Below are 25,858 nucleotides of genomic sequence, written 5' to 3'. Positions count from 1 at the left end.
GCTATGACGGAAGGATGCCGCTCCCCGGACGGTCGCGAGTCCCGCTGCGCGGCATCCGACGTCATCGATTTCGTGTTCTGGTCACGATGACTATAAGATCGTCATCGAGGTTAAAGTCACCATGACCAGAACGTCCCCCGACATTCGCGTCGCCGTCTCGACGGTGATCTTCACGCTGCGACCCGGCGCCGACGGCGCGGCGCTCGCGCTGCCGCTCGTGCGCCGCACGCGCGATCCCTTCGAAGGCTTCTGGGCGCTGCCGGGCGGCTGGCTGGACGATGAGGAGAGCCTGGATGCCGCGGCATCCCGCACCCTCGCCGAGACGACCGCGCTCGCCCCCAGCTATCTGGAACAGCTGTACGCGTTCGGCGACGTCGACCGCTCCCCCACCCGCGTCGTCTCCATCGTCTACTGGGCACTGCTGCGACAGGACCAGGTCGACGAGCAGCGCGCGGCCCACGAGGCCGACGGCACCGCACCCGAGAACGTGCAGTGGTTCGAGGCCGAAGACCTGCCGCCCCTCGCCTTCGACCACAATGCGATCGTCGACTACGCGCTGTGGCGACTGCGCAACAAGGTGGGCTACACGCGCATCGCGCACGGCCTGCTGCCCGGCGAGTTCACGCTCGCCGAGCTGCGTGAGGTCTACGAATCGATCCTCGGACGCAAGCTCGATCCGGCGAACTTCCGCCGCCAGACCGAGGCCTCCGGCGCGCTGATCCCGACCGAGCGCTTCCGCACCGGCAGCCACCGGCCGGCCCGCCTCTACCGCTACGACGGAGCCATCGAGCTCGCCGCCCGCGGCCCCGTCTCCACCACATCGACAGACCCGGATCCGCTGGATCCGACCGACCGGAACGAGGAGCGATGACCACCACCCCCCTGCCGCTGACCGTACCCGACGCCTCGGTCGACCACGTGCTCGCGCAGATCGCCGCGGGCACGGTCGACCAGGACGCCTGCACCATGGACCTCGTCGCAGCCCCCTGGGACTTCGACCCGGTGCCCGGGTACGGACCGGGCGCCTCCATGGGCGACGTGATCCCGACCGGCGCACCCGTGCAGGGCGGTCTGCCGCAGGAGTACCGCGACGCGAGCCCCGAAGAGCTGGCCGAGCGCGTGCGCGCGGCCAAGGAGAAGCTCGGCGACCGCGTGCTGATCATGGGGCACTTTTACCAGCGCGAAGAGGTCGTCGTGCACGCCGATTACCTGGGCGACTCGTTCCAGCTCGCGAAGGCGGCGACCGCGCACCCCGAGGCCGAGGCGATCGTCTTCTGCGGCGTGCACTTCATGGCCGAGACCGCCGACATGCTCTCCGGAGGAGACCAGGCCGTCATCCTGCCGAACCTCGCGGCCGGCTGCTCGATGGCCGACATGGCCTCGATCGACGAGGTCGAGGAGTGCTGGGAGCAGCTCACGGAGGTCTACGGCGACCTCGACACCCCCGACGCCGACGGCCTGCTGCCGGTCATCCCGGTGACCTATATGAACTCGTCCGCCGCGATCAAGGGCTTCGTCGGGCGGCACAACGGCATCGTGTGCACCTCGTCGAACGCGCGCACCGTGCTCGAGTGGGCGTTCGAGCGCGGGCGCCGCGTGCTGTTCTTCCCCGACCAGCACCTCGGCCGCAACACCGCGAAGGCCATGGGCGTGACCGCCGAGCAGATGCCGATGTGGAACCCGCGCCGGCCGCTGGGCGGCTCGACCGGCGAGCAGCTGAGCGATGCCCGGGTGATCCTGTGGCACGGCTTCTGCTCGGTGCACCGCCGGTTCACGGTCGACCAGATCGCCCAGGCGCGCGAGGACTACCCCGGCGTCCGCGTGATCGTGCACCCGGAGTGCCCGGCACCGGTGGTGGATGCCGCGGACGAGTCGGGATCGACGGATTACATCCGCAAGGCGATCGAGGCGGCGACCGAGCCGACGGTCTTCGCGATCGGCACCGAGATCAACCTCGTGCAGCGGCTCGCGGCGGAGCACCCGCAGCACACGATCTTCTGCCTCGATCCGGTCGTGTGCCCGTGTTCGACGATGTACCGCATCCACCCCGGATACATCGCCTGGGTGCTCGAGGGTCTGCTCGAGGGCGAGGTGCGCAACCGCATCACCGTCCCCGAGGACGTCGCGGTCCACGCGCGCGTCGCCCTCGAGCGCATGCTCGCGGCCAAGCCCCCGGCCGCGCCGGCGTCCGCCTGGGAGAACGCGTCGTGACAGCGGTCGTCGTCATCGGCGGCGGCATCGCCGGCATCACGGCGGCACTGCACGCAGCATCGACCGGATGCGAGGTGACGCTGGTCACGAAGGCGTCCCTCGGCGCGTCGGCCACCGCGCACGCGCAGGGCGGCATCGCGGCGGTCACCGATCCCGCCGACCGCTTCGCCGACCACGTGCACGACACCGTCACGGCCGGCGCCGCCGCGAACGATCTGGGGGCGGTCCGCACTCTCGTGGGCGATGCACCCGCGCGCATCGACGAGCTGGTCGCCGCCGGCGTCGCGTTCGACCGCAATGCCGACGGCTCGTATGTGCAGGGCCTCGAGGCGGCGCACTCGTTCCCCCGCATCCTGCATGCCGGCGGTGACGCCACCGGTCGCGAGATCGAGCGCGCACTGGTCGGGCGGCTGCGATCCAGCGAGGTGCGCGTCCTCGAGCACGCGTTCCTCGTCGACCTCATCATCGAGCACGAGCGCGTCACCGGCGTCGAGCTGTTCATCGCCGGCAGCCCGGCGCTGCTGCCGGCCGACGCGGTGGTCCTGGCCACCGGTGGCGCGGGGCAGCTCTTCGCCCACACCACGAACCCATCCGTGGCCACCGGCGACGGCATCGCCGCGGCCCTCCGCGCCGGAGCAGCCGTGACCGACCTCGAGTTCGTGCAGTTCCACCCGACGGTGCTCGCCGCAGGCCGGCCGTTCCTGGTGTCGGAGGCCGTACGGGGCGAGGGCGCGGTGCTGCTCGACGAGCGCGGCCACCGTTTCGCCTTCGACGCCCACCCCGACGGCGAGCTCGCGCCGCGCGACGTCGTCGCCCGCGCGGTGGCGCGTGCCATGGCGCGGCAGGGCGGTCGGCCGGTGCTCCTCGATGCGACCTCCGTCGGCGACGCCGCCTTCCTCGCCCGCCGCTTTCCCACCATCGACGCGGCCGTCCGCGAGCGCGGACTGGACTGGGCGCGAGAGCCGATCCCGGTGACCCCGGCCGCGCACTATCTGATGGGCGGCGTGCGCACCGATCTGTTCGGCCGCACGAACATCGCGGGACTGTACGCCGTCGGCGAATGCGCCCGCACGGGCGTGCACGGCGCGAACCGGCTCGCCTCGAACTCGCTGCTCGAGGGCGCCGTGTTCGGCGCGCGCACCGGCGATGCGATCGCGGCGGACGCGGCATCCACCGCCTGGCCGGCGGCGTTCCCGCCCGCAGCGGCCGCGGCTTCCGATCCGCTCGCCGGTGCCGCCCCCTTCACCCGCACCGCCCTGCAGGAGCTGATGTGGTCCGACGCCGGATTGGTGCGGGATGCCGCGGGCCTGGCCCACGCGGCGGGCACCCTGGCCGCGTGGCGCGCGCAGCCCCGTACGCCGCACACACCCGGCGAACACGAGGATGAGAACCTCCTGCAGCTGGCGGTCGCGGTCGTGGCCGCGGCATCCACCCGTCTCTCCTCGCTGGGGGCGCACTTCCGTTCCGACGATCCCACGTTCGGAACTCATCAAAACTCCGCCCGTACCGCCCCGACACGCCGCGATCCGGGGCACGACGCCACGGATCTGAGGAGTTCCGAACACATCCTCCAGGAGACCGCCTGATGCTCACCGCCGCCCAGATCGACCGCACCGTCGCCGCCGCCCTCGAGGAGGACGCCCCGTGGGGCGACGCCACGAGCGAGGCGCTGATCCCCGAGGCCGCCACGGCGACCGCCTCCCTCGTCGCCCGTGAGGAGGGCGTGCTCGCCGGCGGGGCCGTCTTCGCCGCCGCGTTCCGGCTGACCGATCCGCGCATCCGCGTGGAGCTCGCGCGTGAAGACGGAGCGGCGTTCGCGCCGGGCGACATCCTCGCCACCGTCACCGGCCCCGCGCGGTCGGTGCTCACCGCCGAGCGGGTCGGGCTCAACTTCGTGCAGCGGATGAGCGGCATCGCCACCCTCACCGCCCGATACGTCGCCGAGGTCGCGCATACGAAGGCCCGCGTCGTCGACACGCGCAAGACGACACCGGGCCTGCGCGCGTTCGAGAAGCACGCCGTCGTGTGCGGCGGCGGACACAACCACCGGTACTCGCTGTCGGACGCGGTGATGGCCAAGGACAATCACCTCGGCGTGCTCACCGCCCAGGGCCTGAGCGTCACCGACGCGCTGCGCCAGGCGAAGTCGCGGCTGCCGCACACCACGCACATCGAGGTCGAGGTCGACCGCATCGACCAGATCGAACCGGTGCTCGCCGCCGGCATCGGCACGATCATGCTCGACAACTTCACCCCCGACCAGCTGCGCGAGGGCGTCGCGCTGGTCGCCGGCCGCGCCATCGTGGAGGCCTCCGGCGGAGTGAACCTCGACACGGTGCGCGCCATCGCCGAGACGGGCGTCGACGTCGTCTCGGTCGGCGCGCTCACCCACGGCGCCCGCGCCGTCGACCTCGGGCTCGATCTGCACGTCGCGCTCTGATGCTCTATCTCGACAACGCCGCCACCACCCCCGTGCGCCGCGAGGTGCTCGAGGCGATGACCCCGTATCTCACGCGGTCGTTCGGCAACCCGTCGAGCCATCACACCGTCGGCGAGGAGGCCGCCCGCGCGCTCGACGACGCCCGCGCTCGCGTCGCGCGGGTGCTGGGCATGCGCGCGGGCGACGTCGTGTTCACCTCGGGCGGCACCGAGGCCGACAACCTCGCGGTGAAGGGCATCGCCATCGCCGCCCGCCTGAACCGCGATGCGCGGCACGTCGTCACGCTGCCGATCGAGCATGAGGCCGTACTGCAGTCGGTCGAGTACCTGCAGCGCGTGCACGGGTTCGATGCGACGCTCGTGCCGGTCGACGCGGCGGGACGGGTCGACCCCGCCGCGGTCGCGGCAGCGCTGCGCGACGACACCGCGCTGGTGTCCATCGGCTACGCGAACAACGAGGTCGGCACCGTGCAGGACGTCGCCGCCATTGCCGCGGAGTGCCGGGCCCGTGGCGTCCCCCTCCATCTCGATGCCGTGCAGGCGGCCGGTTGGCTGCCGCTGTCGGGCACCGGCGCCGACGCCCTCTCGATCGCCGGCCACAAGATCGGCGCACCCAAGGGCATCGGCGCGCTCGCGGTGCGCGGGCGCATCCCCCTCGAGCCGCTCGTGCACGGCGGCGGACAGGAGCGCGGCCGCCGCAGCGGCACCGAGAACGTCGCCGGCGCCGTCGCGCTCGCGGTGGCCCTCGAGCTGGCCGACGCGGAGCGGGAAGAGGATGCCGCAACCGTCGCCGCACTGCGCGACGCGTTCATCGCGCGCGTGCTGAGCGCCGTCCCGCAGGCGCAGCTGACCGGCGACCCGGTGCACCGCCTGCCGTGCACGGCGTCGTTCACGTTCGCCGGCACGAGCGGCGAGGCGGTGCTCCTGGAGCTCGAGCGGCGTGGCGTCGTCTCGTCGTCCGGCTCGGCGTGCGCGGCGGGCGCCGACGAGCCCTCGCATGTGCTCACCGCCATGGGCGTCGACCGAGAGACCGCGCAGACGTCGGTGCGGTTCACACTCCCGCACGGATGGCGGCAGAGCCTGGACCCGGTGGCCGACGCCGTCGCGGCCGCGGTCGCCGCGGTGACCGGCTGACGCGGACGCGTTGCGCTCAGGGCCGCGGCTGCGTGTCGCCCAGCGCGGGCGGCCACCGCGACGCGTCGGCGTCCGCGACGAGCTCGGCGGCCACCGCGATGGGGATCGTCTCCGTGCCGCGCTCGTGACGCCCTCGCCCGCGGCCGTGACGCGGGCCCTCGTCGTCGGGAGCGGCTTCGGGCTCGTCGTCGGGAGCCCGGTCGGCCCGGCGCTGCGGGTGACCGACGGGCTCGGCCGCGGCATCCTGATCCTCCGTCTCGAGCACCCGGCTGGCCGCCAGCTGCTGCGCGGCAAGCTCCGCGTACAGGCCGTCCTGCGCGAGCAGCTCGCTGTGCGTGCCCGACTCGACGATGCGCCCCGCGTCGACGACGTGGATCACGTCGGCGCCGATCACCGTCGAGAGCCGATGCGCGATCGACAGGGTCGTGCGTCCCCGGGCGGCGGCCTCCAGAGCTTCCTGCACGATGCGCTCGGACACGGTGTCGAGCGCGGAGGTCGCCTCGTCGAGCAGCAGCACCGGCGGATCCTTCAGCAGCACGCGCGCGATCGCGATGCGCTGCTTCTCGCCGCCGGAGAGCCGGTAGCCCCGCTCGCCGACGATGGTGTCGTAGCCGTTCTCGAATCCCTCGATGATGTGGTGGATGTTGGCGGCCCGGCAGGCATCGGAGATCTCGTCGTCGCTCGCGTCGGGCTTCGCATAGCGCAGGTTCTCGCGGATCGTCGCGTGGAACAGGTAGGTCTCCTGCGACACGATGCCGACGTTCTCGATGATCGACTCCGTCGTCAGGCTGCGGACGTCCGCGCCCGCGAACAGGACGTGGCCTCCCGACGCTTCATACAGCCGCGGCGTCAGGTACAGGATCGTCGTCTTGCCGGCCCCCGACGGCCCGACGAAGGCCACATGCTGCCCGGGCTCGGCGGTGAACGAGACGCCGTCGAGGGTCGGGCGGGTCTCGGGCGCGGCGTCGGGGTAGCGGAACACGACGTTCTCGAAGCGCACGCTGCCGGCCGCGCCCGCCGGCACGGGGACGGCGTCGGGCGCATCGGCGATCGCCGGCTGCAGGTCGAGGTACTCGAAGATGCGGGCGAAGACGGCCCCCGAGGTCTGCAGGTCGAGTGCGACGCGCATGAGGCCCATCAGCGGCTGCAGCAGCCGCGCCTGGACCGTGGTGAACGCGACGATCGTGCCCGCGGTGATCGCTCCGGTGCCGCCCGCGATGAGCCAGCCTGACACCAGGTAGATCACCGCGGGAACACTCGAGATCAGCACCTGGACGACCGCGAAGAACCCCTGCCCGCTCATGGCCCGTCGCACCTGCAGGCGGATCTGATTGCGGTTCTCGTCGCGATAGCGAGCCGATTCGGTGCGCTGCCTGTTGAAGGACTTGGAGAGCAGGATGCCCGAGACGCTCAGGGTCTCCTGCGTGATCGCGGTCAGCTCCGACAGCGACTCCTGGGTCTGTGCGGCGATGCGGGCACGCACCTGACCGACCCGGCGCTGCACGAGCGCGAGGATCGGCATCAGGATCACGGCGATGATCGTCAGGCGCCAGTCGATCAGGATCATGGCGACCAGCGAGGCGATCACGGTGACGATGTTGCCGATGACGCTCGTGACCGTGTTGGTGAGCACGCCCGACACCGCGCCCACGTCGTTCTGCAGGCGCGACTGGATGACCCCGGTCTTGGTGCGGGTGAAGAAGCCCAGCTCCATCGCCTGCAGGTGCTCGAACAGCCGCACGCGCAGGTCGCCGGTCACGCTGTTGCCCACGGTCGAGGTGAGCCAGGTCTGCGCGATCCCGAGCGCGGCGGAGAGCAGGAAGAGCGCGACCATGAAGACCACGAGCCGTACCAGCAACCCGAGATCGGGCCCGCCGCCGGCGGTGGGGAACAGCGCGTCGTCGAAGACGCGCTGCACGATGAGCGGCGGCACGACGGCGATCGCGGCGCCCACGATCACGAGCAGGCCGGTCACGATGATGCGGCCCAGATACGGACGGAACATCGCCACGATCCGCCGCCCCAGATGGGCGATGTGCGGCGCCTCGGCGTTGCGCCTGCGCTGCGCCTCGATGTCGCCTCCGCGGATTCCGCCGCCGCCCCGGCCGCCCATGCTCACGCGGTCAGCCTAACGAGGGGCGGATGCCGCTCACAGGCCCGCGAGCAGATTGATCACCGTTCCCAGGATGACCGCGCCGAACAGGTACCCGAGCAGCGACTGGCCGATCACGATGCGCCGCATGCGGTTCGTGGTGAGGTTCGTTTCGGCGATCTGGTACGTCAGCCCCACGCCGAACGACACGTAGACGAAGTCGGTGTACGAGGGGTCCTCGGCGAACTCGATGCCACCGACCGGGGCGGAGTAGAACTCGTCGGCGAGCCGCAGCACGTAGGCCGCCTGGATCGCGAGCCACGACGCGGCGACGCTGACCAGGGCGATCCCCGCCAGGGCGAACGCCATGCCGCCCTGGGCCGTGCGGTGCTGGATGAGCACGACGACCACGGCGGCGATGCTGGCCACGCTGCCCAGCAGCACGATGACCCGGCTCGTGCGGCGGCCGGGGTCCTCGGCCGTCGCGTGGGTGCGGGTGGCCGCGGCATCCATCGGCCAGATCACCAGCAGCGACCACCCCGCCGCCACCAGAGCCGCCACGCCCCATCCCGCCAGCAGCGCCGCGGCGACGCCGAGCCAGGCCGTGAGCGCGACGCAGACGACCGCACCGACGACGAGGGCGACCACGCCGCGCAGAGCGACCCGCGCATGCCATGCCGGTGCTGTCATGTCGTCATGCTGGCACGCAGATCGGGAATGCCGTGTCGCACCCCGCCGTTATCCTGAGGGTTCGCTTCCCACGTCGTGCAGCGTTCGACCTTCCCCTCGTTGATTGACAGGAGCCCCGTGGCCGTCACCGACACGAACACCACCGTCTCATCGTCCGGCATGACCCACGAGCAATCGCGGGTGGTCTGGCTGCTGCTGGCGGCCGCCTTCGTCGCCATCCTCAACGAGACGACCATGGGCATCGCCATCCCGCACCTGAACGCCGACCTGGGCCTGCCTCCCGAACTCGGTCAGTGGATGACGAGTGCGTTCATGCTGACGATGGCGGTGGTGATTCCCACCACAGGCTTCCTGCTCCAGCGGTTCACGACACGTCGGATCTTCCTGGCTGCGATGATCGCGTTTTCGCTGGGCACGCTCGTATGCCTTCTCGCGCCGGGCTTTGCGGTGCTGCTGGCCGGGCGGGTGATCCAGGCGGCTGGTACCGGCGTCATGCTGCCGCTGCTGATGACGACGATCATGGATGTCGTGCCTGCGGCGTCGCGTGGCCGCATGATGGGCCGTGTCGGCATGGTCATCTCGCTCGCGCCCGCGATCGGCCCGGTGGCAGCCGGTGCGGTGCTCGACCACCTCAGTTGGCGGTGGCTGTTCGGCATCGTGTTGCCGATCGCGCTCGTGGCGCTGGCCGTCGGCATGAAGTGGATGACGAACCTCAACGAGACCCGCCGGCTTCCGCTCGATGTGTTGTCGATCCCCCTCGCGGCGCTCGGCTTCGGCGGCATCGTGTTCGGCCTGAGCCAGTTCGGTGGCGAAGGAAGCGGAGCGGCGACCACCGGTGTGATCGCGCTCGTGGTCAGCATCGCGGCTCTCGGCCTGTTCGTATGGCGCCAACTCGTGCTGGCGCGGGTCGACGACGCACTGCTCGATCTGAGGGTGTTCCGCTCAGCGAACTTCACCGTCTCGGTGATCGCGATGTCGGTGCTCGCGCTTTCGATGTTCGGGACCTTGACGCTACTGCCGCAGTACCTGCAGAATGTTGTCGGCCTCGACGCGTTCGAGTCCGGGCTGACGCTTCTGCCCGGGTCCATTCTGATGGGCGTCATGGCACCGCTGATCGGCCGCATCTATGACGCGCGCGGACCCAAGACGCTGCTGGTGCCGGGCACGATCATGGTGGCGGGGGCGTTGTTCTTCTATGCCACGGTCAGCGAGAACACGCCGTGGTGGGTCCTCATCGTCGTGCAGACAGTGATGTCGGTGGGGCTGGCGGCATCATTCACGCCGCTGTTCTCTGCGTCACTCGGCTCGCTCGACCGCCATCTGTACTCACACGGCTCGGCCGTGCTGAACACTCTGCAGCAGGTGGCGGGGGCCGCCGGCGTGGCCGTGCTCACGGTCACCTATGCGTCGCTGTTGCATTCCGGACAGTCGGCCGGACTCGACACGGCAAGCGCCGGGGCGTCGGGTGCGCGGTTGGCATTCCTCATCGCGGCATGCATCTCGCTGGCGGCCGTGGTGCTCAGCTTCTTCATCCGCAAGCCCGACGAAAGCGGGGCCGACGCGCACGTCGGCCATTGATGTCAGTCGATCGAGCAGCAGCCGTCGGCGCCGCAGCAGGAGGCGCCCTCGTCGATCACCGTGAGCAGCTTCGCGTCGGTCGGCACGGGCTGCAGGGTCGGGGTGGGCAGGTTCTCGGTGGCCATGACACCATCGTAATCCGCGCCGTCAGCCCTCGGGCTCGCCGAGCCATCGCGGCACCGAGCGACGGTATTTCGTGAAGCGCCTGCCGAACCTCGCGCGCAGCGCCCGCTCCTCGCGGGGCACCTGCGTGCGGTCGACCACGGCCGCGAACCCGACCGCCGGCAGTAGCGCCGCGAACGAGCGCTTGCGCACGGCGTGGGCGACCAGCAGGCCCGTCAGCGCGAGATAGACCGGGTTGCGCGTGTAGGCGAACGGACCGTCCGTGACCAGGTGCGTGGTGCGCTCGGGGTGCTCGGGCGTGAGGGTCGTGCCGTGCCCGCGCAACGTCACGATCGCCCAGGCGGCGAGCCCGGCGCTGGCGGCGGCGATCACCGCCGCCGCCACGCGCGAGCCGGCGGTCGCCTTCCGCTTCCGCATGATCAGCGCCTGCACGCCGGCCGCCCCGGCCAGGACGACCGGGGGCGGCACGGTGATCTGATCGCGGGTCTGTTCGTCGACGCTCATGGCTCCAACGTACGCCCGGCCGCGGCATCCATCCCCGTCACACGAAGCCGAACACGGGCGGGATCACGAGCACGACCACGGCCGCCCACACGGCATACACCGGCAGGTACGCCGTCTGCCATCGCTCGACGACCGCGAAGGTCGCGCGACCGGTGATGAAGCGCAGGTGCCACCAGCCGGCGCCCGCCAGATTCGCCAGCAGCACGAGGTTCACGCCGAGCGTCGCGAGCCTGTTCGCACTCGCGCCGTACTCGCCGATGCGTCCGGCGATGGCGACGAGCACGAGCACATCGACCACGAGCGCCGCGAGGATCATCACCAGCTGCAGCCGGTCGAACCATGTCACGCGCTGCTGCGGGTCGCGGGCCGAGATCGAGTACAGCAGGAGAGCCGCGACCACGAGCAGCACGACGTCGAAGATGATGAGAAGCTCGCGCCCCTCCTCGATGAAGCTGCCGTGGATGGCGGCGGCCACGATCAGAGCGAGCAGCAGCGCTGTGAACAACGGGGTGAACACCCGGGTGAGCACGGGGGCGATGTTCTCGATCACGCTCTGCTTGATCTCGACCAGCCATGCCGCGATCACCACCGCACCCGCCGCGCCGCAGGGGATCATCCACTCGCTCACGAAGACGTCCACGCTCGTGCCGACCGCCGAGAAGACGCCCAGGGTGAGACCGGCGAGAAGACCGCCGCCCAGCGCGATCAGCGCGAGGTAGACGAACCACTCCCCCGTGAACCGGAGGAAGTCCATGCGTGCGGTGTGCGAACGCCACGCGCCGTTCACGTACGCGACGCCGGTGGCCAGCCACAGCCCCACGACCACGTGGATGGCCGCGAGCAACAGCGTGGTGCCGTTCAGTGCGAACGGGAACACGTTCATCACCGCGAATGCCACGGCGAACGGCACGGCGACGGCGACACAGGTGCGCACCGAAGCCCTGCGCCGCAGCAGCAGGTAGCCGGCGAGGAAGACGAGCACCAGTGCGGGCGCGTTGCGCAGGATGAACTCCCCGGAGTCGTGACCCCAGATCCCCAGCAGCCACGGCAGTTTGACGGCCAGCCCCGCACCCACGGCCATCACGAGTGCGAGCACGAAGCCTCGTCGCTCGCGCCGGTGCGCGGTCGCGGCCTGCTCGTCGGGCCCGATCAGCTGCTTCCACAGCCGGTCGGAGTGCTCGCGGGCGTACTCCCGCGACAGCTCGTCGATCTTGCCGACCCGGCTCACTGCGATGAGGAACGACTCGTCGTCGCTGAGTCCCTTCGCCTCCAACCCTTCGATCTGGTCGCGCAGGTGGTCCTCGAGTTCCTGCACGTCATCCGGTCGCAGCACGGCGCGGCGCGACAGGTAGCCGCGCCACTCGTCGATGCGCGCCTCGACGTCGGCGGCCATCAGGCGGTCCCCACCGCGAGCGAGGGTCCGCTGTGCCACACGGTGCGCAGCGCGTCGCTGACGACGCTCCACTGGCGGCGCTGCTCGGCCATGGCGGACTCGCCGTCCGCGGTCAGGCGGTACACCTTGCGCGGACGTCCGGTGGGTGACTGGCTCCAGCTCGCCTCGATCTGCCCGAGCCGTTCGAGCCGGTGCAACAGCGGATACAGCATGCCGTCGCTGAAATCGAGCTGTCCGCCCGAGAGCTCGCCGATGCGCTGAAGGATCGCGTAGCCGTACGACTCGCCGTCGGCCAGGATGCCGAGCACGAGCGGTGTCGCGGAGGCCGCGACGAGGTCCTTGCCTATTCGCATTGCATACCTCACAGTCTTAGGTATCTGGAACTGCAAGGTATCACGGATCCCCCATTGATCGCGCACGCGGGCGCGCCTAACGTCGACTCATGCTCATCGTCGGCGCCGTCGTCATCCGAGTCTCTGACCTCGACCGTCAGATCGCGTTCTGGACGGATGCGCTCGACTATGTCGCGCGTCAGCCCATCGACGACGACTTCGCGCTCCTGCGCCCGCGTGCCGGCGAGGGGCCGGCCGTCTCTCTCGACGCCCATCCCTCCGACCGCGTGCTGCCCCCGCGTATCCATCTCGACCTCTATGCCGAGGATCAGCGCGCAGAGGTCGATCGCCTCACGACACTGGGCGCGCGCGAGATCCACTGGGACCGGCGCCCCGCTGATGCCGACTACATCATCATGGAAGACCCCGAGGGCAATCGTTTCTGCGTGATCGACGCCGACGGGTGGGAGGGATGGACCGTGCGGACCGCTCAGTCGCGCACGTCTCCGTCGACGTAGAACCACCGGCCGTCTTCGCGGACGAAGCGCGATCGCTCGTGCAGCACGCCCACGCCGCCGCCGTCGATCAGGTACGTGGCCCGGAATTCGACGACGCCGGTGTCGTCGCCCTCTGCCCCGCCGGCGGTCTCGACGATCTGCAGCCCGCGCCACACCGGATTGCCGGCAAGGTCGAGGGCGGCCGGCCGGGTGGTGGGATGCCACGTCCGCAGCAGCCATGCCGCGTCGCCGTCGCGGAACGCGGCGAATCGAGAGCGCATGAGCGCTTCGGCGGTCACCGGCTCGATCACTCCCGCACTGCCCGTTCGGCGTTCGCCGACACCGTGCGCAGGATCCGGGCGAGCGTCTCCTGATCGGCATCGTCGACACCATCGAGGAGATGCCGATCCTGATCCAGGCACACCGGCAGCTGCGTCTCGACGAGCTCGCGCCCGTCGTCGGTCAGCGACAGCAGCACGACCCGTGCGTCGCGCTCGAGCCTGTTGCGCTCGATGAGCCCGGCGGACTCGAGGCGTGCCGTCAGCTTCGTCGTGGCCGCACCGCTGAGCATCGTCGACGAGGTCACCTCACTCGCACGCAGGGGGCGGCCGCCGCGCGCCAGAGCACACAGCACGTCGAACTCGGACCGCGAGACACCGCTCGGCTCGAGCACGCGCTCCAGCTGCGTCACGGACTGCGCGCTGATGCGATTGATGCGCCCCAGCAGCTCCATCGGCGAGGTGTCGAGCTGCGGCATCGCCGCCTGCCATTTCGCGCGAGTACGCGTGATGAAGTCGGCGTCCTGGTCGTCATCGGTGGCCACGGGGTGATTCTAGACCACCAGTATTTTACCAGTGTTTTATCTGTATACTAATAAGGTTCCGAGAACAGAAAGAGAGCACATGGCGACCATGACCGTCCCGCCGCAGACCGCACACGCAGCATCCGGAGGGTCGCTTCTGCGTCAGCCTCCGGCCGTCTGGGCGGTCGCGTTCGCCGCGATGGTCGCGTTCATGGGCATCGGCCTGGTCGGCCCCATCCTGCCGACCATCTCGGAGTCGCTGGGCTCCACCCCGACGCAGACCTCGCTGCTGTTCACGAGCTACCTCGCCGTCACCGCGGTCGCCATGTTCTTCACCAGCTGGCTGTCGACCCGCATCGGCACCCGCACGACGATGCTCCTCGGCCTCGCGGTCATCGTCGTCGCCGCCGTCGGCTGCGCGCTGTCGACGAGCATCGACGGTGTGATCGCCTTCCGCGCCCTGTGGGGTCTCGGCAATGCGCTCTTCCTGTCGACGGCACTCGCGTCGATCATCTCGGCAAGCGGCGGTCGGCCCGCGCACGCCATCATCCTGTACGAGGCCGCCCTGGGTCTCGGCCTCGCCGTGGGCCCGCTCGCCGGCGGGCTGCTCGGCGACATCAACTGGATGGCGCCGTTCTGGGGCACGGCATCCCTCATGGCCGTCGGCTTCGTCGCCATCATCGCGGTCGTTCGCGGCTCGGGCCGCACCGGCGAGACGAGCCATGTGCTCGCGCCGTTCCGCGCCCTGCGCAACCCGTCGATCCTCGTGATGAGCATCGTGGCGTTCTTCTACAATTCCTCATTCTTCGTGACTCTCGCCTACGTGCCGTACCCGCTCGGCATGACGGCCGTCGGCATCGGACTGGTCATGACCGGCTTCGGCTTCGGGCTCGCGATCGCGAGCGTCCTGCTCGCTCCCCTGCTGACGCGGCGGTTCTCGGCCACGCACGTGCTGATGGCCGTGCTCGGGCTGTTCGCGCTCACGCACGTCGCCGCCGGGTTCCTCACCGATTCCACTGCGTGGCTGGTCGTGTGCGTCGTGCTGCTCGGCTTCGAGATCGGCGCCGCGAACACGCTGCTGACCGAGGTCGTGATGGAGTCGAGCACCCTGCCGCGCACGGTGGCCTCGTCCGCCTACTCGGGCGTGCGCTTCTTCGGCGGCGCGATCGGCGCGCCGGTCGGCACCGCCCTGGCGGCCTTCGGCGTCGGGATGCCGTTCCTGTTCGCCGCGGCGACGGCGGTCGTCGGCATCCTGATCATGGCCTTCTTCCGCCGCAGCATCGCGCGGGCGGACCACCCGGTCCACGAGCCCGCCGAGGTGATGGCCGAGACCATCACCCTGGGCGAGTGAGCCGCCGCCTCACACCGCTCACGCCGCGCCCGTGAGAAAGAGTTGATCCGCGCGGCATCCAGCCCTCACCCGAGCGAAACCCCCTCACGGTTGCGTGTACACACACGCTGACCGGAGGGGGTGCCCGTGATCGCTGCCGATGCGACGACCGTGCGCTCATCGTGCTCGTACTGCGGCGTGGGCTGCGGGATGGTGCTGCAGATCGGGACCGATCCGCAGACCGGCCGCCGCACGGTCGCGAAGGCGTCCGGCGACAAAGCGCACCCCACGAACTTCGGACGCCTGTGCACCAAGGGCGCGACGAGCGCGGAGATGCTCTCCGCCGGCGGGCGCCTCGAACGCGCACACGTGCGCTCCGAGCGCGGCGCGCCGCTCGAGCCCCGCGCAACCGCCGAGGTCATCGCCGAGACCGCCCGGCGTCTGCGCGCGATCATCGACGAGCACGGCCCCGACGCGGTCGCGCTGTATGTGTCGGGTCAGATGTCGCTCGAGGCACAGTACCTGGCCAACAAGCTGTGCAAGGGCTACATCCGCAGCAACCAGATCGAGTCGAACTCGCGCCTGTGCATGGCCAGTGCCGGCACCGGGTACAAACTGTCGCTCGGTGCCGACGGGCCGCCCGGCTCGTACCAGGACTTCGACCGCGCCGACGTGTTCCTGGTGACCGGTGCGAACATGGCCGACTGCCACCCCATCCTGTTCCTGCGCATGATGGACCGGGTCAAGGCGGGTGCGAAGCTCATCGTCGTCGACCCCCGGCGCAGTGCCACCGCCGACAAAGCCGACCTCTTCCTGCAGCTGAAGCCCGGCACCGATCTCGCGCTGCTGAACGGCCTGCTGCACCTTCTTGTGCAGAACGGGCACACCGACGAGGAGTTCATCGCCGAGTGCACCGAAGGCTGGGAGGCGATGCCCGCCTTCCTCGCCGGCTACACGCCCGCAGCCGTCGCCGAGCTCACCGGGATCGCCGAGGAGGACCTGCGCACGGCCGCCCGCTGGATCGGCGAAGCCGGCGAGTGGATGTCGTGCTGGACGATGGGACTGAACCAGAGCACCCACGGCACCTGGAACACCAATGCGCTCGTGAACCTGCACCTCGCGACCGGCGCCATCTGCCGCCCCGGCAGCGGACCGTTCTCGCTCACCGGCCAGCCCAACGCCATGGGCGGGCGCGAGATGGGGTACATGGGGCCAGGGCTGCCGGGACAGCGCAGCGTCGTCGATCCCGACGACCGCGCGTTCACGGAGCGGGTCTGGGGGCTGGAACCCGGAACGCTGCGCACCGACGTCGGCACCGGCACGATCGACCTGTTCCGGCGCATGGCCGACGGCGACGTCAAGGCGTGCTGGATCATCTGCACGAACCCGGTCGCGTCGGTCGCCGGCCGCGGCACGGTCATCGAGGGTCTCGAGCGCGCCGAGCTCGTCATCGCGCAGGATGTGTTCCTGGAGACCGAGACCAACAGCTACGCCGACATCCTGCTGCCGGGCACGCTGTGGGCCGAATCGACGTACGTGACGGTCAACTCCGAGCGCAACCTCACCCTGCTCGAGCAGGCCGCCGATCCCGTCGGCGAGGCGATGCCCGACTGGCGCATCATCGCCGACGTCGCCTGCGCCATGGGCTACGCCGACGCCTTCACCTACGCGGGCGTCGAGGAGGTCTTCGAAGAGCTGAAGCAGTTCGCGAACCCCCGCACGGGCTACGACCTGCGCGGCATCACCTACGAGCGCCTGCGCCGCACGCCGGTGCAGTGGCCGAGCGGCCCCGAAGATGCGGGACGGGATGCCGCGGCCGACGACGGCCGCAACCCGATCCGCTATGTCGCCGAGGGCGACCCGCGCCCCCGGTTCGCCACCGCCTCCGGGCGTGCCGTGTTCTTCCCCCGCCCGCACATGGACGCGAAGGAGATGCCGGACGACGACTACCCGTTCCTGTTGAACACGGGCCGGCTGCAGCATCAGTGGCACACCATGACGAAGACCGGCAAGGTCGAAAAGCTCACGAAGCTGAACCCGGGCCCCTTCGTCGAGATCCACCCGGCCGATGCCGCGGCCCTCGAGCTCGCCGACGGCGACGGCGTCGAGATCGCCTCCCGTCGCGGGCGGGCCGTGCTGCCGGTGAAGGTCTCGGACCGCGTGCAGCGCGGAAGCCTGTTCGCCCCGTTCCATTGGAACGATGCCTTCGGCGAGTACCTCGCCGTCAACGCCGTCACGAACGACGCCGTCGATCCCCTCTCTTTCCAGCCGGAGTTCAAAGTGTCTGCCGTCGCTCTCACAAAGGTCCCCGCCTCCCCCGCCGCCTCGCCCTCGCCGGCACCGGCCGAACTCGCGAACACGGCTCGCGCGAATGACGCCCTCGCGAACGCGGAGTCCCCGTCGCGCGCGGGTGCTCTCGCCGGCGCGCTCGGCCTTGCTCCGCTCACTCCGCCGACGCTCACCGCCGGTCAGACGCGCTATCTGCAGGGCCTGCTCTGGGCACTCGACCGGTCGCCGTCCACGGCCCCGGTCGTCATTCCGAGCGCCGCGCCGTTCGACGCCGCTGAGCGGGAGTGGATCGACGGCATGCTGGCCGCTCTCGCGGCGAGCGCGTCCCCCGCGCTTCCCACGGAACTCCCCGCGGAGCAGAAGGCTGAGCGGAAGCTCCTGATGCTCTGGGCATCGCAGACCGGCAACGCAGAGGAGCATGCCGTGGCCTACGCCGCGCAGCTGCGCGATCAGGGCGTCGCCGTCGACCTCGTCGACATGGATCAGTTCGACACCACGACGCTGCCCGACGCCGGCACCGTGCTGCTCGTGAGCAGCACGTTCGGCGACGGCGACTCCCCCGACAACGGCGAGGCGTTCTGGACCGCGCTCGCCGGCGACACGGCGCCGCGGCTCGACGGTGTGCGGTACGCCGTCCTCGCGTTCGGCGACTCGAGCTACGACACGTTCTGCGGACACGGTCGCCGCCTCGACGCGCGCATGGCCGAGCTCGGGGCGACCCGCCTCGCCGAGCGCGCAGAGTGCGAGCCCGGAGACACCGCACCCGCCGACGCGTGGTTCGCCCGCGTGGGCGCCGCACTCGCGGCATCCACCCCGTCCGTCTCGATGAGCGCGCGCACGACGACACCGCCGGGTGCGCCGATGACCGAGCCGTCGACCTTCTCGCGGGGCAACCCCCTCGTCACGCGCGTGACCCTCAACCGCGTGCTCGGGGCGGACGGCTCGACGAAGGAGGTGCGCCGCTTCGCGTTCGCGACCGACCCCGCGTTCCGCTATCAGGCCGGCGACGCCCTGAGCGTCCGCCCCGAGAACAGCCGCAGCGCCGTCGACGCGTGGCTTCAGGCCACACGCCTCGACGGCGAGACCGTCGTCGAGCTCGACGGCGTGGGCGCCCTGCCCCTGGTCGAGGCCGCCACCCGCCACCTCGAGATCGTCAATGTCAGCCTCGATCTGCTGCGGTTCGTCAACGAGCGCGCCGGGGACCGCGACCTGGCCACGATGCTGCGCCCCGACGACAAGATCAAGCTGCAGCAGTGGCTGTGGGGTCGGCAGGCGATCGATGTGCTGCACGAGTACCCTGTCGTCGCATCGGCCGACGAGTGGCTGCACGTGCTGAAGCGTCTGCAGCCGCGGCAGTACTCGATCTCGTCGAGCCCGCTCGCACAGCCCGAGAGCGTCGAGCTGACGGTGTCGGCGGTGCGGTTCGCGTACGACGGGCAGCAGCGCAACGGCGTGTGCTCGACGTTCCTCGCCGATCACAGCACGACCGCCGATGTGCCGGTGTTCGTGCAGGCGACGACCCACTTCCGGCCGCCGGCCGATCCGAAGACCCCCATGATCATGGTCGGCGCCGGTACGGGCATCGCCCCCTTCCGCGCGTTCCTGCAGGAGCGGCAGGCGCTCGGTCACGCCGCGCCGAACTAGCTGCTGTTCGGCGAGCGCAACTCCGACACCGACTTCTACTACCGCGACGAGCTGCAGGCGTGGCAGGACGACGGCCTGCTCACCCGCCTGAGCCTCGCGTTCTCACGCGACCAGCGGCAGAAGGTGTACGTGCAGGACCGCATGCGCGAGCACGGTGCACAGCTGTGGTCGTGGCTGCAGGACGGCGCGCACTTCTACGTCTGCGGCGACGCCTCGCGCATGGCGAAGGACGTCGACCGCGCACTGCGCGACGTCGCCCGTCAGCACGGCAAGCTCAGCGAAGACGACGCCGACGCGTACGTGACGAGTCTCGGCAAGCAGCGTCGCTACGTGCGCGACGTGTACTGAGCCCGGTCAGACCGCGGTGGCCACCTTCCACGACGAGTGCATGGCTCCGTGGATGTAGTTCACCGCACCTGCGTCGCCCACGACGTCGACCGTGAAGCCGGCTTCGCGCAGCTCGTCGGCCACCGGCGCGGCAGATGTCGTGCCGTCGGCGTAGACGACCATGTCGGCGGATGCCGTCAGCGTCTTATCGCCCTCGGTGTACTCGACGCTGCTCTCGGTGATGCGGGTCACGTGCACGTTGCGGTGGATGTCGACACCGTGGGCCGTGGCATCCTTCACCGCCGTCCAGCGCCGGGGCATCGCCAAGGGCAGACCCAGCTGCTGCTTCTCGTGCAGCAGCGTGACCGTGCGACCCCGTTCGGCGAGGAACTCGGCGAGCTCGAGGCCCACGAGCGATCCGCCGATGACGGTGACGCTCTTGCCCATCGGCAGCCAGTACTTCGTGAACTGGCGCACGAACTCCGGACTCTTCGTCAGGCCCGACAGACGCCCCATCCTGCCGAGGGTGCTCAAGACGAGACCTGCCTCTTCGGCGGTCGCGGTGCCGAGCATCATGGCGCGCAGCGTGTCGCCGGTGTGCACGTTGGGCAGGTCTCCGCCGGGCATGTCGGGCTTGGGGCGCACGGCTCCGGTGGCGACGATCACGCGGTCGGGGTTCAGCGCGCGGATCGTCTCGACGGTGGCGGGCGTGTTCAGCTTGACCGCCACGCGCAGGCGCTTCAGCTCGCTCTTGTGCCAGCGCAGAAGCCGCTCGTTGTCGGGCGTGGTCATGGTCGAGAACCACATCGTGCCACCGAGCCGGTCGGCCTTGTCGATGAGGGTCACGCGGTGCCCGCGCTCGGTGAGCACCCGCGCGCTCTCCATGCCGGCGGGACCGGCGCCGACGACGACGATGTGCTGGGATGCCGCGGCCGGCCGCAGCGGCAGGATCTTCTCGTTGCCCAGGGCCGGGTTCACCGCACAGAACGGGGTGTCGTCGAAGAAGTTCTCGCCGACGCACAGGTAGCAGTTGATGCACGGGCGCACCTGGTCGAAGCGGCCCTCGCGGATCTTCTTGGGCAGCTCGGGGTCGGCCAGCAGCTGGCGGCCCATGGCGGCGAAGTCGATGTCGCCCGCGCCGATGGCCTTCTCGGCCACCTCGGGCAGCATGCGACCGACCGCGATCACCGGGATCTTCACGTGCTTCTTGATCTCGGCGGCGTTGGAGAGGTACGCGCCGACCTTGTTCGGCAGCGGGCCGTCGGTGAAGTTGTCGAAGGGGTTGCGACCCCAGCCGGTGACGTGGATCGCGTCGGCGCCGGCCTTCTCGAACAGCTGTGCCGCCTGCGTCGACTCGGCGAGGGTCAGGCCGCCCTCCTGGCCGTACTCCTCACCGGCGACGCGCACGAGCACCGCCAGGCGATCGCCCACGCGCGCCTTGACGGCGCTGATGACCTCGCACGCGAGCCGCGCACGGTTCTGAAGAGACCCGCCATACTCGTCGGTGCGCTTGTTGTCACGCTGGTTGAGGAAGACGCCGAGGATGTACCCGTGCGCGACATGGATCTCGATCGCGTCGCAGCCCGCCTTCGCCACCCGCTCAGCGGCATCCGCCCAGTCGGAGACGAGCATGTCGATGTCGCTCTGCGTCATCGCGTGGTAAGACGGCTTCTTGCCGGCGGTGGCCGCGCCCATCTTGGCGAGCTCCTCCGGCGTGCAGTCGGCCATCGCGCCCATGCTGTACGTGTAGTCGGGCACACTCGGGGCGATCAGCGGCCGGTCGTTGGCCGTGTCCACTCGGGCGACCTTGCCGTGGTGGGTCGACTGGATGCACAGCTTGGAGCCCGCGGCGTGGATCGCGTCGGCCAGCATCTTCAGGCCGGGGATGAACCGGTCTTCGGACAGGCCGGGTTCTTTCATGGATGCCGCGCCATACGGGAACGCGATGGCGCAGGCGCCGGTGATGACCAGGCCCACGCCACCCTGGGCGCGTGCGACGTAGTGGTCGACCTCGGGCTGCTCGATCTCGCCGTGCTCCGACACGTTCATGTCCATGGCGGGGAGGATGATGCGGTTGTCCAGCCGCATCGGCCCGATCTGACCGGGCGCCATCAGATGCGGAAACGATTTATTGCTCACTCTGCCATAATAACTCTCTTCTCTGGATGCCTCGTGACGGCGATCATGGACGCATGGCACGCATCGTGATTCTGCATCCCGGCGCGATGGGCGCCGCCGTCGGCCGGGCACTGCGCGATGTCGGTCACGACGTCGGCTGGATGCCGGCTGGTCGAAGCACGGCGAGCGCGGCGCGCGCGAACGAGGCCGGTCTGACGGCGACAGACGGCCTCGACGGCATCGATGTTGTGATCTCCCTGGTGCCGCCCGCTGCCGCCCTTCAGACGGCGAGCGCTCTGCTGCGTTTCACCGGGCTGTACATCGATGCGAACGCGATCAGCCCCGAGCACGCAGCCGAGGTCGCCTCCGTGGTGCGCGGTGCGGGCGCGATCTACGTCGATGGGAGCATCATCGGGCCCCCGCCGGTGGCCGCCAGAACCAGCCGGATGCATCTGTCGGGGGCTGCGGCATCCCGCGCCGCCGAGCTCTTCACCGGATCGCGCCTCGAACCCGTCATCATCGCCGAGCACGAGTTCGGCGCGTCGGCCGTGAAGATGGCGTATGCGGCGTGGACGAAGATCAGCGCGGCGCTTCTGCTCGCCGCCGATGCCACCGCGGCCTCGTACGGCGTCGATGCGGTGCTTCAGGCCGAGTGGGCGCGATCCCAGCCCGACCTCGCGCGCCGCCTGGAGCGGGCGGGCGCCGCAGCGCGGGAGAAGGGCTGGCGCTGGACCGACGAGATGCACCAGATCGCCGAGACCTTCACGGCCGCCGGGCAACCGTCGGGATTCGGGGATGCCGCGGCCGCCGTCTACGCACGGCATCCGAGGCCCTGACCGCGCTCCGACCTCGTCGCCGAGCGGCACGTCTGCCGGGTCCTCCCCCGCGCCTCTCTTCTTTACATGTGTAAAGTGAGGGTCGTGAGAGAAGTCGGCACGAGAGACAGGCTGCTTTCGTCGATGCAGTCGCTCCTCGACGAACGCGACCCGCAGACGATCACGGTGACGGATGTCGTCGCGGAGGCCGGCGTCAGCAGACCGACGTTCTACGCCGTCTTCGGCACCCTGCCGAACGCCTTCGCGGAATCCGCACTGCAGCGGCTCTCCGAGGCATTCTCCGGACTCTCCGTCGGCACCGATGTCCCTGAATCTCGTCGCGCCGAGGACATGAGCGCGGCCTTCGCGCGGATCATCACGCGGCTCGAGGCCCATCGCATGTTCTATGTCCGCACCACACGCGGACCCGGCGGGCATGAGATCCTCGCCGCGGCGATCGCGTTCGTCGCCGAGCGGCTCCGCCACCACTCACCCCTCTCCCCCGCGCTGCGCCGCGGCCCTCTCCCTCTCGAGGCCACGACCACGGCGCTCGCCGCCGGCGTCACCTGGCTCACACTCGACTGGCTGGACGAGCCGGGAGGGCGCAGTGTCCGAGATCTCGCGGACCTGGTTCGCGCCATCGTCCTGCGCGCCGTCGACGGCGGGCTGGCCGGCGACCCCGATGACCACGACAGCCACAAGGAGCACCGATGAGCATCAGCGTGTCGATCCTGCAGACCGGGACCATTCGCATCCGTCCCAGCCACCAGACCCAGAGCGCCGACCGCCCGGTGTGGCTGCGCCGCCTGACGGTGATCTTCGGTGACCGCGGCTGGACCGAGCCGCTGCCGATCAACACCTACCTCATCGACCATCCCGACGGTCCGATCCTCTTCGACACCGGCGAGTCGCCGCATGCGACCGACAAGGGATGGTTGCCCTGGTGGCAGCCGTTCTTCCATCGCGCCGTCGACATCAAGGTCGCCCCCGACGAAGGGATCGGCACCCTTCTCACCGCCCATGGCCTCGCACCCGAAGACCTCCAGGCTGTTGTGCTCTCGCATCTTCACCACGATCACGGCGACGGGCTCGGAGACCTCGCGCGAGCCCGGATCCTCGTCGGCGAAGAGCACTGGGACTTCTACCGCAAGCCTGTGCGCGCCACCGTCGAGGGCGCCGTCCCGCAGCACTGGCCGCACGGCTTCCATCCCGAGCTCCTACGCCAGACCGGCCCGGCACTCGGACCGTGGGACGCCACGTATCCGATCACCTCCGATGGCCGCATCGTCGCCGTCCCGACGCCCGGACATGTACCGGGCCACATCTGCGTCGTCGTCTTCGCCGATGACGCGACGTACCTTCTCGGCGGCGACGTCACCTACGACCAGGCCCTGCTCGACCGCGAACTCACCGACGGTGTGAACAACGCCCCGCACCTCGCCATCGCGCAGCTTCGGAAGATCAAGACCTTCGCCGCGCAGCAGCCGATCGTGCTGCTGCCGGCCCACGACCCGGCCGCGGCTGCGCGTCTCGCCGCCCGTGAGGTCTACCGGCCGTCGCCGCTCGCAACCGACGACTGAGCAGTGTCGGTGGCAGGCAGCCCGACGACGTCGGCAGCCGCGCGCAGCAGGACGCTGCGGGTGTCGGCGTCGAACTGCCCGCCCTGCAGCGCGCCGTCGACGAGAAGGATCAGAGCGCGAGCGGCGTATTCCGGATCGGGATGCCCCAGCCGCCGGGTGAGGTCGGCGAGCACTCCATGGAGCCAGGTGCGATGCTCGTCGATCACGCCACGCACGCGGTTGCGGGGATCGGGATACTCCGCCGCCGCATTGAGGAATTCGCAGCCGCGGAAATCCTCGGCACTCGTCGCATCGCCGATCACGGCGATCACGGCCAGCAGCGCTTCTGCGGCATCCTTGCCCTCCTGCGCAGCGATCACCCTCTCCCGAATACCGTCCCGCGTCGTCGTGAGGTAAGCGGCCACGAGGTCGTCCTTGGCCGGGAAGTGCCGATAGAACGTGGCCTTGGTCACGGACGCCTCCTTCACGAGACGCTCCACGCCGACGGCATGGATCCCCTCGGCGTAGAAGAGCCGGGACGCGGTCTCGAGCAGCCTGTCCCGCGGGTGCGTTTCCGTGTCGGATGCCATGCGTCGAGTCTACAAGACCGACCGGTATCTCTGGCTTGCATCCGCAAAAGAGAACGACTAGTCTCTCTACTTGCCGGAAAGACCGGTCAGTCTCTTTCGATACAAGGAGCTCTCGATGAGCAATCCCACCATCGTCCTCGTCCACGGCGCATTCGCCGACGCCTCCACCTGGAGCGCCGTCATGCCGCTGCTGTGGGACCGCGGCTACGAGGTGATCGCAGCCCCCAATCTGCTCCGTAATCTGAACGGCGATGCGGATTACGTCGCCTCCGTCGTGCGCGACGTCGACGGGCCCGTCGTCCTCGCCGGACACTCCTACGCGGGTGCCGTGATCACCCGCGCCGCGCAGGGCCTGCCCAACGTGCGCGGGCTGGTCTACATCGCCGCGTACCAACCCGATACCGGCGAAGACGTCTTCGCCCTGTCCGGCCCCGACACCACACTGGGCGAGAAGAGCTCGACGACTCTCCTCCACAACGGCGAGCCCGAACTGCGGGTGAACGCCGACAGCTTCGCAGAGGTGATCGCCGGCGACGTCGACCCGCAGCGCGTGCGCCTGCTCGCCGCGTCACAGCGCCCCACCGCCGTCAAAGCCCTCACCGGCGCCCTTGAGGGCGAGCCGGCATGGCGGAAGCTGCCCTCCTGGGCACTGCTCGCCACCTCCGACAACGCGATCCCCCTCGCCGAGCAGGAGACGATGGCCCGCCGCGCCGGTTCACACGTGGTCCGCGTGGACTCCTCCCACGCCGTGGCGATCTCACACCCCGAGGTCGTCGCAGACATCATCGATGAAGCGGCACGCGCCGTCTCGTGACCCACGCCGAGCGGTCGGGGCGCCGCGTCCTGACCGCTCTCAGGCCTCCGGGACCTCGATGCGGAATGCATCGAAGTGGAGCTCATCCGGAACCATCGTCATCCCCTGCTCCAGTGCGTCGATCCGCGAAAGCTCGTCGGCGCTCAGCTCGAAGTCGAAGACGGCGAGGTTCTCGGCGATACGCGCCGGGCGCACCGACTTCGGGATGACCTGGCGGCCCTCCTGCGAGCGACTCCTGACGGCAGGGCGTGAGCTGTTCGCGCGCCATGGCCTCGGCGTCACGCTGAATGACGTCGCACACCACGCCGGAGTGGGAGTCGGCACCGCAGACCGGCGCTTCTCCAACTAGGAGGAGCTCATCGACGCGATCCTCGAGCGGCACAACGACGAGGTCGAGGAGATCCTGCACGGCGCACTCGCCGACCCTGATCCCTGGGACGCCCCGCTCGTCAACCGCGTCGCCGAGCGCGCGCAGGAGGCGGGCGTTCTGCGCGAAGACGTCACCGGCACCGACCTGATCTTCCTGCAGATCGCCTGCAGTGCGGTGGCCGCCGTCGCCCAGGACGGTCCGCGGATC

Annotated in this window: 26 protein-coding genes; 15 read left to right on the top strand and 11 right to left on the bottom strand. The window is 70.1% G+C overall.

The window, feature by feature from the left end:
- The first annotated feature begins 121 nt into the window (after window positions 1-121).
- From ABMQ42_RS15010 to ABMQ42_RS14990, 5 genes are read left to right on the top strand one after another with little or no spacing between them, the layout of a single operon-like run.
- Window positions 122-871: an NUDIX hydrolase gene (locus tag ABMQ42_RS15010; protein ID WP_349723798.1), complete on the top strand. Its 750-nt coding sequence runs from the start codon at window positions 122-124 to the stop codon at window positions 869-871.
- Complete coding sequence (gene nadA / locus ABMQ42_RS15005) at window positions 868-2,211, top strand: quinolinate synthase NadA (RefSeq protein WP_349723797.1); 1,344 nt, start codon at window positions 868-870, stop codon at window positions 2,209-2,211. Before ABMQ42_RS15010 ends, nadA begins: the two co-directional genes overlap by 4 nt.
- Window positions 2,208-3,797, top strand: coding sequence for an L-aspartate oxidase (gene nadB, locus ABMQ42_RS15000; protein ID WP_349723796.1), 1,590 nt, complete (start codon window positions 2,208-2,210; stop codon window positions 3,795-3,797). The genes nadA and nadB overlap by 4 nt, the downstream gene beginning before the upstream one ends.
- Window positions 3,797-4,651, top strand: coding sequence for a carboxylating nicotinate-nucleotide diphosphorylase (gene nadC / locus ABMQ42_RS14995; RefSeq protein WP_349723795.1), 855 nt, complete (start codon window positions 3,797-3,799; stop codon window positions 4,649-4,651). The genes nadB and nadC overlap by 1 nt, the downstream gene beginning before the upstream one ends.
- The gene (locus ABMQ42_RS14990) at window positions 4,651-5,784 is read left to right on the top strand and encodes a cysteine desulfurase family protein (protein ID WP_349723794.1); all 1,134 of its coding nucleotides are present in this window, start codon (window positions 4,651-4,653) and stop codon (window positions 5,782-5,784) included. The genes nadC and ABMQ42_RS14990 overlap by 1 nt, the downstream gene beginning before the upstream one ends.
- Before the next feature lie 16 nt (window positions 5,785-5,800).
- On the opposite strand, the gene ABMQ42_RS14985 is transcribed toward ABMQ42_RS14990, so the two are convergent.
- Window positions 5,801-7,897, bottom strand: a complete 2,097-nt coding sequence (locus ABMQ42_RS14985; protein WP_349723961.1) for an ABC transporter ATP-binding protein — start codon at window positions 7,895-7,897, stop codon at window positions 5,801-5,803.
- A 36-nt stretch (window positions 7,898-7,933) separates the two neighbouring features.
- The gene (locus tag ABMQ42_RS14980; RefSeq protein WP_349723793.1) at window positions 7,934-8,566 is read right to left on the bottom strand and encodes a DUF1345 domain-containing protein; all 633 of its coding nucleotides are present in this window, start codon (window positions 8,564-8,566) and stop codon (window positions 7,934-7,936) included.
- Window positions 8,567-8,725: 159 nt separating this feature from the next.
- Between ABMQ42_RS14980 and ABMQ42_RS14975 the strand changes: the two genes are divergently transcribed.
- A complete protein-coding gene (locus ABMQ42_RS14975; protein WP_349723960.1) occupies window positions 8,726-10,144 on the top strand; it encodes an MDR family MFS transporter in 1,419 nt (472 codons plus the stop codon).
- Between the two features lie 2 nt (window positions 10,145-10,146).
- On the opposite strand, the gene ABMQ42_RS14970 is transcribed toward ABMQ42_RS14975, so the two are convergent.
- The 4 genes from ABMQ42_RS14970 to ABMQ42_RS14955 are packed head-to-tail and all read right to left on the bottom strand — an operon-like array spanning window position 10,147 to window position 12,517.
- A complete protein-coding gene (locus tag ABMQ42_RS14970; protein WP_275276888.1) occupies window positions 10,147-10,269 on the bottom strand; it encodes a hypothetical protein in 123 nt (40 codons plus the stop codon).
- 22 nt (window positions 10,270-10,291) lie between these two features.
- Window positions 10,292-10,771 carry a methyltransferase family protein gene (locus tag ABMQ42_RS14965; protein ID WP_349723792.1) on the bottom strand — a complete coding sequence of 160 codons (480 nt, stop codon included), beginning with the start codon at window positions 10,769-10,771 and terminating at the stop codon, window positions 10,292-10,294.
- 37 nt (window positions 10,772-10,808) lie between these two features.
- Window positions 10,809-12,164, bottom strand: coding sequence for a permease prefix domain 1-containing protein (locus ABMQ42_RS14960; RefSeq protein WP_349723791.1), 1,356 nt, complete (start codon window positions 12,162-12,164; stop codon window positions 10,809-10,811).
- Window positions 12,164-12,517 (bottom strand): PadR family transcriptional regulator, encoded by a 354-nt coding sequence (locus ABMQ42_RS14955; RefSeq protein WP_349723790.1) that lies wholly within the window; start codon window positions 12,515-12,517, stop codon window positions 12,164-12,166. Before ABMQ42_RS14955 ends, ABMQ42_RS14960 begins: the two co-directional genes overlap by 1 nt.
- 89 nt (window positions 12,518-12,606) lie before the next feature.
- Between ABMQ42_RS14955 and ABMQ42_RS14950 the strand changes: the two genes are divergently transcribed.
- Window positions 12,607-13,014 (top strand): VOC family protein, encoded by a 408-nt coding sequence (locus ABMQ42_RS14950; protein ID WP_349723789.1) that lies wholly within the window; start codon window positions 12,607-12,609, stop codon window positions 13,012-13,014.
- Here ABMQ42_RS14950 and ABMQ42_RS14945 read toward each other — a convergent pair.
- Both ABMQ42_RS14945 and ABMQ42_RS14940 read right to left on the bottom strand, forming a co-directional pair.
- Complete coding sequence (locus ABMQ42_RS14945) at window positions 12,987-13,304, bottom strand: YchJ family protein (protein ID WP_349723788.1); 318 nt, start codon at window positions 13,302-13,304, stop codon at window positions 12,987-12,989. The two genes, ABMQ42_RS14950 and ABMQ42_RS14945, sit on opposite strands and share 28 nt — an antisense overlap.
- The gene (locus ABMQ42_RS14940; protein WP_349723787.1) at window positions 13,301-13,816 is read right to left on the bottom strand and encodes a MarR family winged helix-turn-helix transcriptional regulator; all 516 of its coding nucleotides are present in this window, start codon (window positions 13,814-13,816) and stop codon (window positions 13,301-13,303) included. The genes ABMQ42_RS14945 and ABMQ42_RS14940 overlap by 4 nt, the downstream gene beginning before the upstream one ends.
- Window positions 13,817-13,895: 79 nt before the next feature.
- Here ABMQ42_RS14940 and ABMQ42_RS14935 point away from each other — a divergent pair, with 79 nt between their 5' ends.
- From ABMQ42_RS14935 to ABMQ42_RS14925, 3 genes are all read left to right on the top strand, one after another.
- Entirely contained in the window at window positions 13,896-15,146 is a 1,251-nt protein-coding gene (locus ABMQ42_RS14935) for an MFS transporter (protein ID WP_349723786.1), read from the top strand.
- 126 nt (window positions 15,147-15,272) lie between these two features.
- Window positions 15,273-19,058 (top strand): bifunctional nitrate reductase/sulfite reductase flavoprotein subunit alpha, encoded by a 3,786-nt coding sequence (locus tag ABMQ42_RS14930; protein ID WP_349723785.1) that lies wholly within the window; start codon window positions 15,273-15,275, stop codon window positions 19,056-19,058.
- On the top strand, window positions 19,059-19,406 hold the full coding sequence (locus ABMQ42_RS14925; protein WP_349723959.1) for a flavodoxin domain-containing protein: 348 nt from the start codon (window positions 19,059-19,061) through the stop codon (window positions 19,404-19,406).
- Between the two features lie 6 nt (window positions 19,407-19,412).
- On the opposite strand, the gene ABMQ42_RS14920 is transcribed toward ABMQ42_RS14925, so the two are convergent.
- Window positions 19,413-21,524: an FAD-dependent oxidoreductase gene (locus ABMQ42_RS14920; protein ID WP_349723784.1), complete on the bottom strand. Its 2,112-nt coding sequence runs from the start codon at window positions 21,522-21,524 to the stop codon at window positions 19,413-19,415.
- A 53-nt stretch (window positions 21,525-21,577) separates the two neighbouring features.
- Between ABMQ42_RS14920 and ABMQ42_RS14915 the strand changes: the two genes are divergently transcribed.
- The 3 genes from ABMQ42_RS14915 to ABMQ42_RS14905 all read left to right on the top strand — a co-directional run bounded on the left by ABMQ42_RS14915 (window position 21,578) and on the right by ABMQ42_RS14905 (window position 23,898).
- Window positions 21,578-22,339, top strand: coding sequence for an NAD(P)-dependent oxidoreductase (locus ABMQ42_RS14915; protein WP_349723783.1), 762 nt, complete (start codon window positions 21,578-21,580; stop codon window positions 22,337-22,339).
- Window positions 22,340-22,423: 84 nt separating this feature from the next.
- Window positions 22,424-23,032 (top strand): TetR/AcrR family transcriptional regulator, encoded by a 609-nt coding sequence (locus ABMQ42_RS14910; RefSeq protein ID WP_349723782.1) that lies wholly within the window; start codon window positions 22,424-22,426, stop codon window positions 23,030-23,032.
- Window positions 23,029-23,898, top strand: coding sequence for an N-acyl homoserine lactonase family protein (locus ABMQ42_RS14905; protein WP_349723781.1), 870 nt, complete (start codon window positions 23,029-23,031; stop codon window positions 23,896-23,898). Before ABMQ42_RS14910 ends, ABMQ42_RS14905 begins: the two co-directional genes overlap by 4 nt.
- On the opposite strand, the gene ABMQ42_RS14900 is transcribed toward ABMQ42_RS14905, so the two are convergent.
- Window positions 23,865-24,467: a TetR/AcrR family transcriptional regulator gene (locus ABMQ42_RS14900; protein WP_349723780.1), complete on the bottom strand. Its 603-nt coding sequence runs from the start codon at window positions 24,465-24,467 to the stop codon at window positions 23,865-23,867. The two genes, ABMQ42_RS14905 and ABMQ42_RS14900, sit on opposite strands and share 34 nt — an antisense overlap.
- A 115-nt stretch (window positions 24,468-24,582) precedes the next feature.
- On the opposite strand from ABMQ42_RS14900, the gene ABMQ42_RS14895 reads away from it, so the two are divergent.
- Window positions 24,583-25,281 carry an alpha/beta fold hydrolase gene (locus ABMQ42_RS14895; RefSeq protein ID WP_349723779.1) on the top strand — a complete coding sequence of 233 codons (699 nt, stop codon included), beginning with the start codon at window positions 24,583-24,585 and terminating at the stop codon, window positions 25,279-25,281.
- Window positions 25,282-25,320: 39 nt separating this feature from the next.
- On the opposite strand, the gene ABMQ42_RS14890 is transcribed toward ABMQ42_RS14895, so the two are convergent.
- Window positions 25,321-25,476, bottom strand: coding sequence for a hypothetical protein (locus ABMQ42_RS14890; protein WP_349723778.1), 156 nt, complete (start codon window positions 25,474-25,476; stop codon window positions 25,321-25,323).
- A gap of 10 nt (window positions 25,477-25,486) precedes the next feature.
- On the opposite strand from ABMQ42_RS14890, the gene ABMQ42_RS18190 reads away from it, so the two are divergent.
- The gene (locus tag ABMQ42_RS18190; protein WP_502884721.1) at window positions 25,487-25,630 is read left to right on the top strand and encodes a helix-turn-helix domain-containing protein; all 144 of its coding nucleotides are present in this window, start codon (window positions 25,487-25,489) and stop codon (window positions 25,628-25,630) included.
- Window positions 25,631-25,858 lie beyond the last annotated feature (228 nt).

This window comes from Microbacterium sp. KR10-403 (genome assembly GCF_040196215.1).
GTDB lineage: Bacteria > Actinomycetota > Actinomycetes > Actinomycetales > Microbacteriaceae > Microbacterium.
This window is presented reverse-complemented; position numbering and strand designations above follow the sequence as displayed.